The sequence below is a fragment of the Cycloclasticus zancles 78-ME genome, from assembly GCF_000442595.1.
GTDB lineage: Bacteria > Pseudomonadota > Gammaproteobacteria > Methylococcales > Cycloclasticaceae > Cycloclasticus > Cycloclasticus pugetii.
Genome location: NC_021917.1, coordinates 505617 through 522150, shown reverse-complemented (window position 1 = coordinate 522150; position 16534 = coordinate 505617). Strand labels below are relative to the sequence as shown.

Below are 16534 nucleotides of genomic sequence, written 5' to 3'. Positions count from 1 at the left end.
GCGCAAAAATACCTTAAAAAGCCCGTCAAATTGACGGGCTTTTTTCGAGATCAAGTAATGCAATATAAGACATTCCGTCTTTTTCAATAAAGCTCAATGCCTTTAACCACTTCCCGTTACATGGCCCAGCAAAACACTCGCCATCTTGTGTTTTAAACATCGCCCCATGAATAGAGCATTGAATATATAAACCAGTTCGACTTAAAAACTGGTCTGGCATCCAGTTCAATGGCGCCCCTGTATGGGGACAGTTATTCTTATACGCTCTCAGCGTCATGTCTTGCTCGCGCACAAAAAAACCACTGCAAGCACCTTTATCACCCAAGTCGACTTCAAATGCTCTGGAACTTAGGCTTGCTAGCGTTTCAACTTCAACCGCAGCCACATATTCAACACCATCTTTTTGTATTATTTCCACCAGCCCTTTTTCTTTTCTTTTTGTGTTTTCTCAGGAAGCACTTCTTGGTTTGCTAACGTTTGCATCGTCAAGATCTTTTTCTTCAGCGCCAAATTCATTTTTTCACTATTTTCTACTTTTAGCTGCATTGCTTGGATATCTTTTTCTGTTTGCTCCCGAACTAAATCTAGCTCTGACTGAAGTGCTTTAAGAGCATTTTTCTCTTCTTCACTGGGTTCTTCTACTACATCGCTAGAGGATGTCTCTAGTTTTATCTCAAGATCCAGCAACATAGTTGACGCCTCATCTAACTGTTTTTCCAACTCTTTTATTCGTTTTTCTGCTGGACCACTCTCGACCGCACTAGACGCATTTCTTTCCATCTTTTCAAGTTGATGCTTCAACTCATTATTGTTGTTATTAATATCCGCCAGCTTCTCTTGCAGGGCCGCTTTTTCGTGCTTATCGGTCTCAAGTGAGCTCATCAGCTGATCTAACCTTTTTAATGTTTCTTTCTCTGCATTTTGCGCCGTTAATAGTTGCTCAGTTAACTGAGCAGTTTTTTCATCTGCATCATTATGCGCTTTGATCAACTGTTCTTTTTCCACTTTAAGGCTTTTTAGCGATTGCTCCAGCTCAGCCATTTTTTGCTGTGATACGTTAACAACCTTATCACCCGACAATTTAAGTTGCTCTAACTCTGATAAGGCGACGCGCATTTCTTCTTTTTCACTAACCTTGGAAGATAAGTTTGTTTCCGCTTTTTGTAGAGCAATACGCTCTTTTTGGAGGTCATTTTCTGTCTGCTGAAGCTGGTTTTCTAACGCCTTTAACCGCTCTTCAAACATCCGTTCTTTATCTTGCTGTTTTGACACTTGTAGAGCTAAAGCATTGTTCAGTTCCTCACAACGCTGCTCAGCGCTATCCGCTAAAGTGCTCATCGCTTTATGCGCCTTTTTAGACGTCAACAACTCTTCTTCCAGTTCTTTTTTTAGCGATACAAACTCATCCATCTCAGTTTGTTTTAACTCAACCGTTCGTGTTAATTCCACAGACTCATTGCGCGCTTTTTCTAGCTGCACCAATAATTCTCGTTGATCACCCGTAGCATTCGATAAAACTGCTTCTGCATCAAATAGTTTCTGTTGCAACTCATCTTTCTCAGCTTGCACTGACATCAGCTGCCCTTCGCTAAGCTCCTGCTGCTGTTTGACTTTTTTTAGCTCTGTGTCCAATTTGTCAAGTTGTTGCACATGAGCTTCATCGAGCTGTCGCGTCTGTTCGAGTAATGACTCTTCTAATGCTTTCAACTGGCCTTCGAGCTGCTCTAACGAGTCTGCTAATTTAGCATTCTTAGCATCCTTTTCTTGGATGATCATTTTCGTTTCTTGACGCTCTTGAGACAGCTCTTCGGTGACTTTTTGTTGCTCAATCACCAGGCTATCAAGCTGAGATTGAGTGGTTAATGACGCTTGCTCTGCGGCTTCTTTTTCTGACGCTAACTTATTAAGTTCCTGCGCGCTTTCAGCCTCAGCTCTTTGCAGCATTTCCAACTCGGCTTCAAGCATATCGGCCTTTTGTTGTAACTGCCTAACATCACCCTCTTTTTCCTTAGTCAACGAATTAAACTCTACGTTTCTTTCTTGAAGTTTTGATTCGGCCTGCTGTAGCAACTTCGTTAAACGTAATACTTCAGCTTCTCCGCCTTCACGCAGCTCTTCAAGCTTTTCTTGCGATTCATCTAACTGTTTGCTTAATTGTTGCTGCTTACCCTGCCTCTGCGCCAACTGTTTTTCCAAGGCTATTAGGCTTTTTTGGATAGCTTCCTTTTCACTCACTTCGCGATTCAGTTGCTGCTCAACATCTTGTTGCGTTGTTAGTGCTGCTTTGGCATCATTTTGCGCCTCGGCAAGGCGCTTCTTCAACTCATTCTCTAACGATTCTTTGCCTGAGCTTATTTCACTCAGAGAGCTTTCCAGGGCAATCACCTGCTGACGTAGTTTTATCGCTTCTTTTTCAAACTGTTCTGTTCGAGCCTCTGATTCATTAAGCGACTCAGCCAACGCCTTTTCTGCTTGCGATTTTTGTTGTTTAAGACTGTCAACCTCTGTTAAGTAGTTATCTTCGTTACTCTTTAGCTCATCGGTCAATTCTCGCAATTCATTTAACTGTTCAGCTAAAACTGTTTTTTCAGCCAACACATTCGATAAATGACTGTCCGACTGTGCTAGCTTTTCTTCTAAAGCAGCTTCCTCAGCATTCATTGCAACAGACTGTTCACGCCATTCAGCCAACAGCGTATCTTTTTCTAACACAGCGGACTCTAGGTCCTCTCGTTCTTGACTAAACGCCTCAAGTTTTTTCTCTGCCGTTTCTAATACCTTCGTCAAAGCCTCAAGTTTAGTTGTCTTTTCATGCAGGGTTTGGTCGTACCCCCTGCTTTTCTCTTTCAACGATTCACAGGTTTCCGCCAAGACGCCTAACGCCTCTGTTTGCTTTTCTAACGCTGTATCTTTTTCTTCTATTTGTTGTGTTAACGCGTTTATATCGCTTTCAAGCTCTTGGCGACGCGCGTCAGCCTCTGCTTTATTTTTTTCTATCGCATCGTTTTGCTTTTCTTTTAACTGCTCTAGTTCATGCCTAGTCTGCGAAAGTTGGTTCTCTAATTGTGTTTGCAACTGGCCCGAGCTCTTTATAGTCGAACGCATTTCAGACAATTGGGAATTTAGCTGCTGAATTTGATTATCTTTCTCTAAGTTAGCCGCTTCCTTATCACTAATCCGCTGTTTATTTTCTTCTTCCAGTTTAGTTTGAGATTTAAGTAACGCGCCCATTTCGCGCTCAGTCGCCTCTACTTTTTCTTCCAAGGCCTTTTTTTGGTTTCTTAATTCGATGGCTTCTTGTTTTGCCATCGCCAACGTTTCCTTAAACGTTGTTGTCGTTTCTGCCTCTCGAGTATTAATATCACTGATCGTTCGTTTAAGCTCATCGAGCTCCTTATCCTTCGCCTTAATGTCTTCGCCTAACAGGCTAAGCGATTCACGAGAACTCTCCATCGCTTGCTGCGCCTTATCCAGCGCTAGGGCTTTATCTTCCAGTTCTTTTGAAAGCCGCAAACCTGCTTCTTTTTCAGCAAGCAGCGCCTGGCTCATTTCCACCTCACGGTCACCATGACCATTGCGCAGTGCTAGCAGCTCGTCTGACACACGCTTTGATGATAATTGCAGCTCAGCGACTAGGGCTGCTTGTTGCTCATATTGTTGCTGTAGCCCCCTACGTTCTAACTCAAGCTTATTGGACCTTTCATTTGATTGCGCGCATAATTTTTCAAGCTCTGCTATTTTACGTTGCGCCTCTTCTAACTGCTTAGTATTCAAACCGTCAGCATTACTAACCGTCGCACCTTGACTCACATTTGATGCTGTCGCAACGGCTGATAACGGCACCTCTTTTAAGGACAATTCTGATGCCTTTTGCTTGCTCTTACTAGTATGCTTGCTAGCTATTCCCCCCTTCAAAATCAGCGCATTAAAACCAAACTTCAATAGTAGAAATGCTGCGGCCTCACTGGTTCGACCATTGGAACAGACCAATACTTGTAATTGATCATGGCGCAACTCAGCGATTTTCATTCGTAACGAAAAGAAGGGGATATTTACACTGCCTTCAATATGATCATCAACATACTCATCGACCCCTCTTACGTCTAACCAATTGGCACCAGCACTGACTTTTCCCTGTCCTTCTTGAAAGTTTACGTATTGCAAAACCGGCTCTTTAACCAACTTAATGAAATTAGCTTTTGATAACCGAAGCATTTGTCCCTTGCCTTTCATTTGAACCGTTACATTCCTAAGGTTCCCCGATAGCAACGCATCTTCGCCAAAAGCATCACAACTGTGTAATTCACCCAACTTAATTAACCGCGCGCCCTCAGCAGGCTGACGGATCAATTCACAGCTACCTGACTTGATAATATAATAAAAATCCGCCTCGTCTCCTTGTTTAACAACAACGTCTCCAGGTGAAAAAGTAACCTCTTCCATTTGCATCATTACTTTTTGTAAATTTGAGGCTGGCAGCCGTTGAAATACTGGCGACTGCAGCATCGTTGTCATCCAGTCCCCACCATGATCGCCAACCTCATCAACCAAATAAGTTTGCTCGTCCTCACCAGGGTTATCTATATCCAGCATATAAGTAGGAACACGCAAAATGCGCGCTTTAGACTTCGTCACCGCCCGAACTTTACGGGGCAATTGGTGGGCGATTGCAAAACGCGCCACTTCCGAACCTGTTACGATGGTTTCCATTTCCATCTCACCGGCAAATAAACTAATCATTCCGCTAATTAAATAGATGAACTCTTTAGTCTCATCACCTTGCTCAAACAACACCACTCCCTTGTCACACTCTTCGATATGGCATTCATCACATATAGTTGAAAAGTGGGCACTTGGTAAGGTATTTAAAGGAATAAAATTCCTTAAAATAGCTTGATTATCTTGATGTGGTCTCACGCTCATTTAATTTGGTTTGATCAATTAATTATCTATATATACAACACAGTGTAGTGCATGCAATAAAAATGGTCTGATTTCAACATTAGAAATTAGTGTTTTCCAATTACGTCACACTTGCTCCACTTTTTTCAAAACGCTTTTAAAGCGTTCGCAAAGAAGTTAGCATTTTCAGTTAGAATACGTCCAATCAAGGTGACTCATCAAGGATAATACATTGAAAACAAATCAGTTCTCGGCCACTAATTTTTTCATTCGTTTAGCCATTGCAACAGTACTCGTCTTTGCAAGCTACAACCCCGCTGGCTTATCTTATTACCATTGGGTCGTCACAAAAACACCCGATATAACACCCCTTATGGCACTTGCCGGGCTGATTTTAATAATTGGTTGGGTCATTTATATACGCGCCACTTTACGCTCCCTTGGTGCTATCGGCATTGCCTTGGCAATTGCTTTTTTTGGCACCATATTCTGGATGATTGTTGATTGGGGGCTTGTGCCAGCTGATAACATCGATGCGATCACTTATATTATTCAATGTATTTTATGTTTTATTATGACAACAGGTATGTCTTGGTCACACATACGTCGTCGTATGAGCGGACAAGTTGACGCCGACGATGTAGATCAATAGCATAGAGGTTTATGATGTTAAGACTTAAACAATTTGTACTGATCGGTTTATTAGTCCTTGCTACGAGTTTACCTACGCACGCTGCACTGCCTGCTTTTATAGGCGAAAAACCACTGCCTAGCTTAGCGCCCGTTTTAGAAAAAGTAACGCCTGCTGTTGTTAATATTGCCACTAGAAGTATGGTTCAACAGCACGAAAACCCTCTATTACAAGACCCTTTCTTTCGACGTTTTTTCCAGCTCCCCAACACACCAAGAAAGCGTTCCACGCAAAGCTTAGGTTCAGGCGTCATCGTCGATGCAAATAAAGGACTTATCATTACTAATCATCACGTTATTGATAAAGCCGACAAAATAACGGTGACTTTGCGCGATGGCCGCTCATTTAACGCCAACGTGGTCGGCAGCGACCCTGATTCTGACGTTGCGGTTATTCAAATTAAGGCCGATCGGCTCACCGATTTACACATCGCCAACTCTGACCTTTTACGGGTTGGCGACTTTGTTATTGCCATTGGCAACCCGTTTGGCCTTGGGCAAACCGTCACTTCAGGTATTGTTAGTGCGCTTGGCCGCTCTGGCCTTGGGATTGAAGGTTATGAGGATTTTATTCAAACAGATGCGTCTATTAATCCTGGTAATTCTGGTGGCGCGTTAATTAACTTGAAAGGTGAACTGGTGGGGATTAACACCGCCATCCTGGCACCGAGCGGCGGCAATGTTGGTATTGGTTTTGCGATCCCTAGTAATATGGCCGTTAGCCTAAAAGACCAATTGGTTAAGTTTGGTAAAGTCAAACGTGGGCAGTTAGGTATTAGTGTTCAAGACTTAACCCCTGAACTGGCGAAAGCATTTAGTCTTAGGGTCAAACATGGCGTTATTATTAGCCAAGTTGCTGCCAACTCCCCGGCAGAAAAAGCCCGCTTACGCCCCGGCGATATTGTGTTAAGCATAAATGGCAAACCGATAAAAAATAGTGCCAGTTTACGTAACAGCCTAGGACTGCTAACTATTGGCGACAATGCCAAACTACAAATTTTACGTAACGGCAAGCAACTACCTGTCTCTATCACCATCGCTCAACATGAAGTGGTTTCTATCGATGGGGCGCGTATTCATAATCAATTGGTCGGGGTAACACTGTCTAACTTATCTGATGGTGACCAACTGTACAACATCAAACACGGCGTCAAAATTGCCGACGTCGCAACCAACTCTATTGCTTGGCTAAACGGTTTACGTAAAGGTGATATCATTAGCCAAGTAAACCGCATTCCCGTTCGTAACATCCTTGAACTAACCAATGCCATCAAACAACGTAGATCCAACTCGCTACTACTGAATATTCAACGCGGTAATAGTGCCTTCTTTTTACTTATTCGGTAGCCAAAATGCCCACAAATTCTCGTCAATTTATTCCACTTAATATCGCCATTATGGTGGTCTCAGACTCGCGTACAGAAGAAACCGACACTTCTGGAAAAACACTGGTTGATCGACTCGTCGATGCAGGCCACCAGTGTGCAGAAAAAGTTATTGTTATTGATGATATCTACCAAATTCGCGCAAAAATATCCGCTTGGATTGCCGACCCAGCTATTAATGCCATCATCACCACTGGCGGCACTGGCGTCACTGGCCGTGATGGCACGCCTGAAGCTGTAAAACCTTTACTAGATAAAGAATTGACAGGCTTTGGTGAAGTTTTTCGCACACTTTCATACGATGAAATAGGTACCTCAACCATGCAATCAAGAGCCATTGCTGGCGTTGCTAATGGACATTATATTTTTTGCGTACCCGGCTCATCAGGTGCTTGTAGAACCGCATGGGACAAATTAATTAGTGCACAGCTTGATTACCGCACACGGCCCTGCAATCTGGTTGAAGTAATGCCACGTTTACTAGAAAAGTAACACCTTATGAAAACCTTACCGTTTATCACCTTAGGGGCCTTCTTTGCTTTCTTGGCCGTAGTAATGGGAGCCTTTGGAGCACATGCTGTTAAAGGCAGCTTATCGCCTCATTATTTAGCCGTTTACCACACCGCTTCGGATTATCAAATGTGGCATGCCATCGGCCTGATTCTCATCGGCGTGTTACACCAAAACAATCCATCTAATTTATTACGCATAGCGGGTTGGTTTATGCTTGCCGGGATGCTAATTTTTTCTGGCAGCCTATACATCCTCAGCTTAACAGGCATCACCATTCTCGGCGCAATCACACCCATTGGTGGCGTTGCCTTGCTCATCGCATGGTTACTGTTTGCCTACCACTCCTTTAAATCAAAATAACCTTATGTCTACTTCCGAACAAAAAACTATTTACTTAAAAGACTATACCGTTCCTGAGTTCCTAATTAGCAAAACTGAGCTTCATTTTGACTTATCGGCTGACAAAACCCTTGTCAATTCTCGCCTCAATATTTACCGTAACCCTGATTGTAAAAAAACTAACCCTGATTTGGTATTAATGGGTGAAGAGCTAACGCTTATTGACCTTAAAGTTGATGGTGAAAGACTTCACCCTGAACACTATACACTCGATGATAAAACACTCACTATTCACAACCCTAGTGCTCGTTTTGTTTTAGAAATCAGCAATCACATCAACCCAAGCACCAATACAGCGCTTAGTGGTTTATATAAATCAAACACCATGCTCTGTACCCAGTGCGAGGCCGAGGGCTTTAGACGTATTACCTGGTTTTTAGATAGGCCAGACGTCATGTCTATCTTTAGCGTCACGATGGTGGCCGACAAAGATGAATACCCCGTTTTATTATCCAACGGCAACCGCACTGGTAGCCCAAACATTGCCCTAGCAGATAATAAACACGCTGCCCGTTGGCATGACCCTTTCCCCAAACCTAGCTATTTATTTGCGCTTGTCGCTGGAGATTTAGCTTGCTTAAAAGACTCTTTTACAACCTGTTCGGGGCGAGAGGTTGCGTTAGAAGTGTACGTCGAAGAGCATGATTTAGATAAGACGTCACATGCCATGCAGTCTTTAAAAAATGCCATGCGTTGGGATGAACAAGCCTTTGGTCGCGAATACGACCTTGATATCTATATGATTGTTGCTGTGAGCCATTTCAATATGGGGGCAATGGAAAATAAGGGCCTCAATATTTTCAACACAAAATATGTTTTGGCCAGTGAAAAAACCGCTACTGATGCCGACTTTGAAAATGTCGAAGCTGTCATTGGCCACGAATACTTCCATAACTGGTCCGGCAATCGCGTTACCTGTAGAGATTGGTTTCAACTGAGTTTAAAAGAAGGCTTTACCGTTTTTCGCGATCAACAGTTTACCGCCCATCAAACTTCTGAAGCGGTAAAACGTATTAAAGATGTCAATATGCTTCGCACACATCAATTTGCTGAAGATGCGGGGCCATTGTCACACCCTATTCGCCCCAGCTCCTTCGTTGAGATCAATAATTTTTACACCCTTACTATCTATGAAAAAGGTGCTGAAGTTGTGCGAATGCTTCATACATTGTTAGGTGAAACCGGCTTTAGAAAAGGCTGTGACTTATATTTCGAACGTTATGATGGACAAGCTGTCACCACCGAAGACTTTGTAACTGCCTTAGAAGATGCGAATAACGCCAACTTTGAGCAATTTAAACAGTGGTATAGTCAAGCAGGCACGCCGACGGTTACAGTAACAACAAGCTATAACCAAAACGAAAAAACCTACACCGTAAGTTTCGAACAACACAATAACTCCCCCTCAACTCAAGCCAATAAAGAGCCTCTAGTCATCCCCATTCGACTGGGTTTACTCGATGACAACGGCAAAGAACTTAACCTGCATGGCGAGCAAACATCAACGGTTCTTGAGTTAACTAAAGCGGAGCAATCATTTACTTTTACTGATATTAATACAGAGCCCACCCCCTCTATACTCCGTGGATTTTCAGCACCGATAAAACTGCAACAAACACTTAGCATTGAACAGAAAATCCATTTATTTCAACATGATAAAGATGCCTTTAATCGCTGGGAAGCAGGACAAAACTGCCTAAGCTATTTTATTTTTAAAACCTTTGATGCGATACAGAACCATCATAAGGTACCGCCCTTACCCGATGAACTGGTGGGTACATTCCGTGCCATTTTGCAACAGCCTTTAGCAGATCTAGCTTATCAATCATTATTATTAAGCCTTCCAAGCAAAGCTTACCTGGCCGAACAAATGAGCACTATTGATATTGATGCCTTATACCAAGCACACCGCATTGTTAAGCAAACCTTAGCCTCATCTCTACAAGACCTATGGCTAGCACACTATCACGCTAATCATCACGTAGGCGCTGGCACCGATTCACAAAGTATTGCTCAACGGTCATTTAAAAACCTTTGTCTCGATTATTTAATGGCGTTAGAAACCGATGAGGTTCGTTCAATGTGTATTCAACAATTTGAAACGGCTCGGAACATGACCGATCAAATTGCTGCGCTAGCCGAATTAAGCCACCTCGATACCTCACTCAATGTGAGTTATTTTGATGCTTTTTATCAACAGTGGAAAAATGAAGACCTGGTCATCGACAAATGGTTCGCCTTGCAAGCTTGTTCAGAAAAAACCGACGCATTACACAGCGTAAAAAAGTTAACTCAGCACCCAGACTTCGACATGAAAACACCCAATCGAGTTCGGAGTGTGATTGGCGCTTTTGCCACAGCCAACCCTTTGCACTTTAACGCAATAGACGGCTCTGGGTATGAATTTGTAGCCGATAACATTCTTCTGCTGGACAGCATTAATCCTCAAGTGGCGGCTCGATTAGCTAATTCACTAAGCCACTGGAAAAAATTTGATAGTACGCGACAACAATTGATTAAGGCGCAGCTATCGCGCATACAAGCTCATACACCACTATCAAAAGATGTGTCTGAAATTGTTTCTCGTAGCCTAACCGCTTAATTCACTGGGCTATCGCTACAAAGGACTGAATCCCATAGCATGCGATCGCTAAATGAAATCCACATCCAATCATACTATAGCCCACTAGGTGAACTACTGCTTGGCTCCTTTGAGAATCAACTATGCCTATGTGATTGGCAACAGCGGCAAAAACGGGCGAGCATTGACAGACGCCTACAAACGGGTCTAAACGCGCATTATGTCAACAAAAAAACCGCTATCATCGACACGGCCTTTAAGCAACTCAATCGCTACTTTCGCCAAGAATTAACACAATTCGACTTACCCATTTTAATGGTAGGCACTGATTTCCAACAACGCGTATGGCGCAGCCTACAAACCATCCCATACGCTTCAACTACTTCTTACCAAACAATCGCTAGCACTATTCATAATAAAACGGCTGTTCGTGCTGTTGCTAATGCCATAGGCGCTAATGCTGTCAGTTTAATCATTCCTTGTCACCGAATCATTGGCAGCCATGGCAGCCTGACCGGTTATGCGGGAGGCTTAGCGGCCAAAAAACAGTTATTGGCCTTAGAACAAAATCAATAAAGCTTCGTCACTGTAAAACACCTATTATTCGGTTTACTTTTTCAGCGCATACAAAAAATGAACTACAGGCTCCCACGAAGCTGTAAAATACTCTCACCAACCAGACCAAACCATTCTAGGAACCTTTGTGACCAATAACGATATCTTACGCCGCCTTCGCTACACCTTCGATTTCAATGATGCAAAAATGATCGATATTTTTAAACAGGCAGATCACGAGGTGACACGCGAGCAAATAAGCAACTGGTTAAAAAAAGATGACGACGAAGCTTATGTAAGCTGTGGAGACACCTCATTTTCAATATTTTTAAATGGGTTGATTATCGACCGACGAGGAAAACAGGATAGGCCCACACCTGAGCCCGATAAAAAAATCACTAATAATATCGTGTTACGTAAACTTAAAATCGCCTTCGACATGAAAAATGAAGACGTTTTAGCGCTGTTATCAAACAATGGCGTTTCCATTAGTAAACATGAGCTAAGCGCATTTTTTCGTCGCACAGACCATAAACATTATCGTCCTTGTAAAGACCAAGTCCTACGAAATTTCTTGCAAGGCTTACAAAACAAGTACCGGCCCAGCTCAGCCAAAAACTAGTAAATTAGGTGTTTTTCGCCACCCTTAAACGGTCAGCAAATGCATACAGCATAGCGGCTGTTGCACCCCAGATTTGAAAGCCGTCGTACATCAACTCCCAATACATCCTATTTTGACCCTTCCAGACAACTTCTTTTCTTTCATAACAAGACTGGTCTGCCAAGATTGATAGTGGCACCTCAAACACATCAGCCACTTCAAACTCATCAATATTGAGAGTAAACGAAGGTTCCACAAAACCCACAATGGGAACGACTTTAAAATTAGTTACCGTTAAAAAGGGCTCGATAATTCCGGCCACTTCTATTAAGTCCTGTTGAATCCCCACTTCTTCCTCGGTTTCTCGTAATGCCGTCTGTAGTGGCGAAAGATCAATGCTGTCAGCACGTCCTCCAGGAAAACTAACCTGTCCAGCATGATTATTAAGATGTTCGGTACGCTTAGTTAGCAAAACTTGCCATTGATCACGTTCAACCAAAGGAATCAGAACAGCTGCATTACGTAAACCATCTTTACGCTGTTGCTGCGACCAACCTTGAAGGCTGCTTGCCGGCTCTAGGCATTGAATAATCTGTTCTCGTTTCATTTCACACCCATGGCTAAATGGTTAACGAGATAACGGTCTTGTAATATCTGCAGACCTAAACTTAAAACAACCGGACTGTCTATCCTGAAAATAAAACTCTAGCGATTTACGCATGGTTTCAAAAGCCAGCTCATCCCAAGGAATTTCATGCTCCGCAAATAAACGCACCTCTAAACTTTCTTCACCACTTGAAAACTCTGGCTTTAATAATACTGAACGATACATCACATACACTTGGTCAATGTGTGGCAAGTTAAAAACCGCGTATAGCTCTTCAGTTTGGACAACCGCCTCGGCTTCTTCCAAAGTTTCTCGTACAGCCGCCTGCTCGGTCGTTTCACCCAGCTCCATAAAACCTGCTGGCAATGTCCAGAATCCTTTTCTAGGATCAATAGCGCGCTTACATAACAAAATTTTATCTTCCCAAACAGGAATACAGCCGGCAATAATTCGTGGGTTTTGATAATGCACAAGGTCGCAGGCGTCACAAACATCCCGAATCTGGTTATCCCCCTCGGGCGTTTTTGACTCCGTCTTATTACCACATTCAGGGCAATACTTTATCTGTGGTCTAGGCAAGCATTTCGCCTATTAATTGATCTTCTAACTCAATTCGGTTTGCCAGATTTTCACCGACTGAGGATAAGTCGCTAGCCAATTCATTTAAAATCATTGCTGGCGTTAACGTCTGGTACTTGTCATTAAAGTCTAAAACAGTTTCAGTAGCTTTAGAGATACTTGGGTAGATGCGCTCAGCGGCGGCCAGTACAGACTTACGTCTTTCATTACCCGCTAAAATGCGTTGATACACGCCAAAATGTCCTAATGAAATATAATCAACCGTCAACTGACAAAAATCTTGAAGCAGTTCCTCGATTGGTTTTTGGCCTTTATGTTCCTCAATGCCCGATACTGCACAGTAAGAAGACCAGACTTGTTTTCGTTCTTCGAGTAACTCACGGATCAAACCACTTGTTTGGGTTCGTTCCTTCTTTTGAGCCATACTTTCGTTAGACATATCCCTATCCATCATGTTTTTTTTGTAAAGAATACTCTATGCCATTGTTTACTTTTCGACAATATATAATTCCAGTATTTAGCGTTACCGATTTATTCTTTAAAAACCCTATCTGAACTGCTCAGCGTCAGCGTTTTAGTGGCTTGTTATCGCCAATGGTTCTCATAATAGCTAGCCATAACAGCGCTAGAAACGACTACAATGGCATGCGCCTTAATCATTATTTTTCGTTAACCTTAACACTATGAATATTAAATTTCTCTCTAGCATATCTAAGGTATCAGACACACACTGGAACAGTGTATTTGAAACTGATTATCCGTTTATTCAACATGCTTTTTTATCTGCACTTGAACAAAGCGGCTGTACCCAAGCTTCTACCGGCTGGACCCCTCATCATATAATTGTCACCGATAGAGATGACATTATCGCTGCCATGCCTTGTTACCTTAAGACCCACTCGTACGGCGAATACGTTTTTGATTGGGCTTGGGCCAATGCCTATCAGCAACACCAACTACACTATTACCCTAAATTATTATCAGCCATCCCTTTCACACCATCCACAGGCCCTCGTTTAGCTTTTCACAACCGCATTCAACTGACACAAGAAAAACAGACCATCATTAAAAATATCCGACAGGCTGCTCTCGATTCAGTTTCTTCAGTGGGGTTATCGAGTTGGCATGTGCTTTTCCCTGACACCGAAATGTCTTCCTTACTGGAGGACTCCGAGTATAAACAACGCAGTGGCATTCAATACCATTGGTTCAACCATCACTACACGTCTTTCGACGATTTCCTGCAAACATTTAAATCACGTAAACGCAAAACATTACGTAAAGAACGGCTGTCAATTACTCAACAAGGTATTGAAATGACGGTGGTCGATGGTCGTGATATTAGCAAACAATTAATGGCTGAATTTTATCGTTTTTATCATTTCACATACTTAAAGCGTAGCGGGCAACAAGGCTATTTAAATTTAGAATTTTTTAACTTATTACTGTCAACCATGGCTGAGAACTTGGTGATGTTTTGCGCCCAAAAAGACAATAGGCTCATTGGTGCTGCACTGTGTTTTAAAGATCATCAAACACTGTATGGTCGCTATTGGGGCTGTGAGCAAGAATATGAGTTTTTACATTTCGAAGCTTGTTATTACCAAGGCATTGAATACTGTATTAATCATAAACTCATGCGCTTTGACCCGGGCGCTCAAGGCGAACATAAAATCTCACGTGGTTTCAAGCCCGTCAAAACCTTGTCAAACCACATGATATTACATGCCGAATTTCGTCAAGCCATTGAACAGTTTATTGACGATGAAAAAATACAGGTTAACGCACAGATAGACCACCTCACTAGTTTCCTACCTTTTAAATCGGCGTCGTTATAAACAAAACATCAAGCATTATCAATGAAATACGCGCTTTTAAAGAAGGGCTTAAACGTTTATTGCCAACCAACACTAACCTTCAAGACAAACTTGAAGGCACAAATACTGCCAACTACTTATAAATTGTGGCGATAACAAAAACCTTCACGAAAAAATAAACATTCGAGCAGATCTGACAAGCCAACAATTACAAAAAAACTTAATCTATTCTAAAGTCCGGCATATCGCTGTCTAAAAACCACTGTTTTGACTCCTCATCGAACCACCAAACTTGAGTATGTTTTACTTGATAGACACGCCCTGTTTCATTTTGAATATAACCAAATAATGCCTGCGCTATGATGGTGTCATCCTCCTCGTTGGGCACAGAACCTATCAAATCATAAGAAGTCACCGTAATTTTATTAAGCCCATCAATTGGAGCTAATTTGCGCGCTGGATTTCTATAACGAATAACACTTGCCGCCGTTTCATACGACTTCCAGCGTAACGCTTTCATAAACAGTTTTTGTTTAGCATCTAGATGCTCTAACTTTTTTTGCTCTGTTATATGCGCGCAAGCCGACAGCATCAGTATTAGGCCAACACAAACCCATTTTATATTTTTCATTCAACGCCTTACTCTATATCTAACGTCAGTCTATTATGCCTAAATTGTCCTTTTTCTGTTGCAGTCTTAGTCTATTTTTAACGGATAAACAATGTTTTTACATTAAAGAATGCTAATATTCAGTTTGAGAAGCCTTCTTTGACGGCGTATACTTAGGCAGCTAGCAATCAATTCAAGCATCATTACGGAGACCCCCTTGAGTAAAAAAATACTTTTACTAGCCATTATTATTATCGTGATATTTGGTGGCTTATTCGGTTCGAAATTCCTTCAAATCAACAAAGCAATGTCATCCCGCAAAGCACCACCGCCGCCTACAGTAACAACGGTCGAGGTGATTAAAGAACAGTGGGAAAACACCTTGTCATCTGTCGGCACCATTAACCCTGTACGAGGCATTGTTTTAAGCAATGAAATTGCAGGCATCATTTCCGTTCTGCACGTAGACTCAGGCGCCACTGTGAAAAAAGGCGATTTGATTCTCGAGCTTGATACCTCAACAGATAGAGCAAACCTTGATGGTTTAGTCGCAGCTGAAAAGCTTGCGACAATAAAATTTAAACGCCAGGTCACTTTGTTAAAAAACAAAGCAACCTCCCTATCTAGTCATGATGAGGCCCGTGCCGAATTAGACATCGCAAAAGCAGCCGTTATTTCGCAACAAAGCATTATTAACAAAAAGAAAATACGTGCTCCATTCTCTGGTGAAATAGGTATTCGACTTGTCAGCCTTGGACAATACTTAGACAAAGGCGCTCAAATTGCCCAACTCGTGTCCTTATCGCCCATCATCGCCGATTTTTCATTTCCTGAACGCCACTTTGCACAACTTAAAACAGGGCAATTGGTAAAGGTTAAGGTTCAAGCTTACCCCGACGAAGTCTTTACAGGTAATATCCAAGCGATAAACCCAAGCCTACATCAAGAAACCCGTTCTATTGGCGTTAGAGCCACTATCGACAATCCCAATGAAAAACTTAGAGCAGGGATGTTTGCTGAAGTAACCGCTATTACCTCAAAAGCCAGTCCCGTTTTAACATTGCCTGAAACCGCTGTTTTATTTAATACCTATGGTGAGAGCGTTTATGTCGTAAAACAACAGGACGGCCAACATAGTGTTGAGCTACGTAATATTGAAACCGGCGCCCATCAAGAAGGCCGCGTTGAAATAGTTAAAGGACTCCAACTAAACGATATAGTCGTTAATGAGGGTCACGTAAAACTCAGAAACGGTCAGGTAGTTACCCTTTCCAATAACCAACAATAGGCATTGC

General features: G+C 42.4%; 15 protein-coding genes. 9 read left to right on the top strand and 6 right to left on the bottom strand.

The window, feature by feature from the left end; all coding sequences use genetic code 11:
• Nucleotides 1–25: 25 nt before the first annotated feature.
• Both CYCME_RS02560 and CYCME_RS02555 read right to left on the bottom strand, forming a co-directional pair.
• Nucleotides 26–418: a Rieske (2Fe-2S) protein gene (locus CYCME_RS02560; protein WP_015006720.1), complete on the bottom strand. Its 393-nt coding sequence runs from the start codon at nucleotides 416–418 to the stop codon at nucleotides 26–28.
• Entirely contained in the window at nucleotides 409–4923 is a 4515-nt protein-coding gene (locus CYCME_RS02555; protein WP_020932058.1) for a cyclic nucleotide-binding domain-containing protein, read from the bottom strand. Before CYCME_RS02555 ends, CYCME_RS02560 begins: the two co-directional genes overlap by 10 nt.
• 211 nt (nucleotides 4924–5134) lie before the next feature.
• Between CYCME_RS02555 and CYCME_RS02550 the strand changes: the two genes are divergently transcribed.
• The 7 genes from CYCME_RS02550 (at nucleotide 5135) to CYCME_RS02520 (ending at nucleotide 11647) form a co-directional block, all read left to right on the top strand.
• Entirely contained in the window at nucleotides 5135–5554 is a 420-nt protein-coding gene (locus CYCME_RS02550; protein WP_020932057.1) for a DUF6524 family protein, read from the top strand.
• A gap of 11 nt (nucleotides 5555–5565) precedes the next feature.
• Nucleotides 5566–6939, top strand: a complete 1374-nt coding sequence (locus tag CYCME_RS02545) for a DegQ family serine endoprotease (RefSeq protein WP_041932870.1) — start codon at nucleotides 5566–5568, stop codon at nucleotides 6937–6939.
• Nucleotides 6940–6944: 5 nt separating this feature from the next.
• The gene (gene moaB, locus CYCME_RS02540) at nucleotides 6945–7469 is read left to right on the top strand and encodes a molybdenum cofactor biosynthesis protein B (RefSeq protein ID WP_015006724.1); all 525 of its coding nucleotides are present in this window, start codon (nucleotides 6945–6947) and stop codon (nucleotides 7467–7469) included.
• Between the two features lie 6 nt (nucleotides 7470–7475).
• A complete protein-coding gene (locus CYCME_RS02535) occupies nucleotides 7476–7850 on the top strand; it encodes a DUF423 domain-containing protein (protein ID WP_020162615.1) in 375 nt (124 codons plus the stop codon).
• 4 nt (nucleotides 7851–7854) lie between these two features.
• A complete protein-coding gene (pepN, locus tag CYCME_RS02530; RefSeq protein ID WP_020932055.1) occupies nucleotides 7855–10491 on the top strand; it encodes an aminopeptidase N in 2637 nt (878 codons plus the stop codon).
• Between the two features lie 39 nt (nucleotides 10492–10530).
• The gene (locus CYCME_RS02525) at nucleotides 10531–11046 is read left to right on the top strand and encodes a methylated-DNA--[protein]-cysteine S-methyltransferase (protein ID WP_020932054.1); all 516 of its coding nucleotides are present in this window, start codon (nucleotides 10531–10533) and stop codon (nucleotides 11044–11046) included.
• A 127-nt stretch (nucleotides 11047–11173) separates the two neighbouring features.
• A complete protein-coding gene (locus tag CYCME_RS02520; protein WP_015006728.1) occupies nucleotides 11174–11647 on the top strand; it encodes a DUF1456 family protein in 474 nt (157 codons plus the stop codon).
• A gap of 4 nt (nucleotides 11648–11651) precedes the next feature.
• On the opposite strand, the gene CYCME_RS02515 is transcribed toward CYCME_RS02520, so the two are convergent.
• The 3 genes from CYCME_RS02515 to CYCME_RS02505 are packed head-to-tail and all read right to left on the bottom strand — an operon-like array spanning nucleotide 11652 to nucleotide 13251.
• Complete coding sequence (locus tag CYCME_RS02515; RefSeq protein ID WP_020932053.1) at nucleotides 11652–12233, bottom strand: CoA pyrophosphatase; 582 nt, start codon at nucleotides 12231–12233, stop codon at nucleotides 11652–11654.
• Nucleotides 12234–12254: 21 nt separating this feature from the next.
• Nucleotides 12255–12812, bottom strand: a complete 558-nt coding sequence (locus tag CYCME_RS02510) for an NUDIX hydrolase (RefSeq protein WP_015006730.1) — start codon at nucleotides 12810–12812, stop codon at nucleotides 12255–12257.
• Nucleotides 12805–13251: a sigma D regulator gene (locus tag CYCME_RS02505; protein ID WP_015006731.1), complete on the bottom strand. Its 447-nt coding sequence runs from the start codon at nucleotides 13249–13251 to the stop codon at nucleotides 12805–12807. Before CYCME_RS02505 ends, CYCME_RS02510 begins: the two co-directional genes overlap by 8 nt.
• Before the next feature lie 244 nt (nucleotides 13252–13495).
• Between CYCME_RS02505 and CYCME_RS02500 the strand changes: the two genes are divergently transcribed.
• Nucleotides 13496–14650: a GNAT family N-acetyltransferase gene (locus CYCME_RS02500; protein WP_015006732.1), complete on the top strand. Its 1155-nt coding sequence runs from the start codon at nucleotides 13496–13498 to the stop codon at nucleotides 14648–14650.
• Between the two features lie 199 nt (nucleotides 14651–14849).
• On the opposite strand, the gene CYCME_RS02495 is transcribed toward CYCME_RS02500, so the two are convergent.
• Nucleotides 14850–15260, bottom strand: coding sequence for a hypothetical protein (locus CYCME_RS02495; RefSeq protein ID WP_015006733.1), 411 nt, complete (start codon nucleotides 15258–15260; stop codon nucleotides 14850–14852).
• Between the two features lie 196 nt (nucleotides 15261–15456).
• Here CYCME_RS02495 and CYCME_RS02490 point away from each other — a divergent pair, with 196 nt between their 5' ends.
• Entirely contained in the window at nucleotides 15457–16527 is a 1071-nt protein-coding gene (locus CYCME_RS02490; RefSeq protein ID WP_016390509.1) for an efflux RND transporter periplasmic adaptor subunit, read from the top strand.
• Nucleotides 16528–16534: the final 7 nt, after the last annotated feature.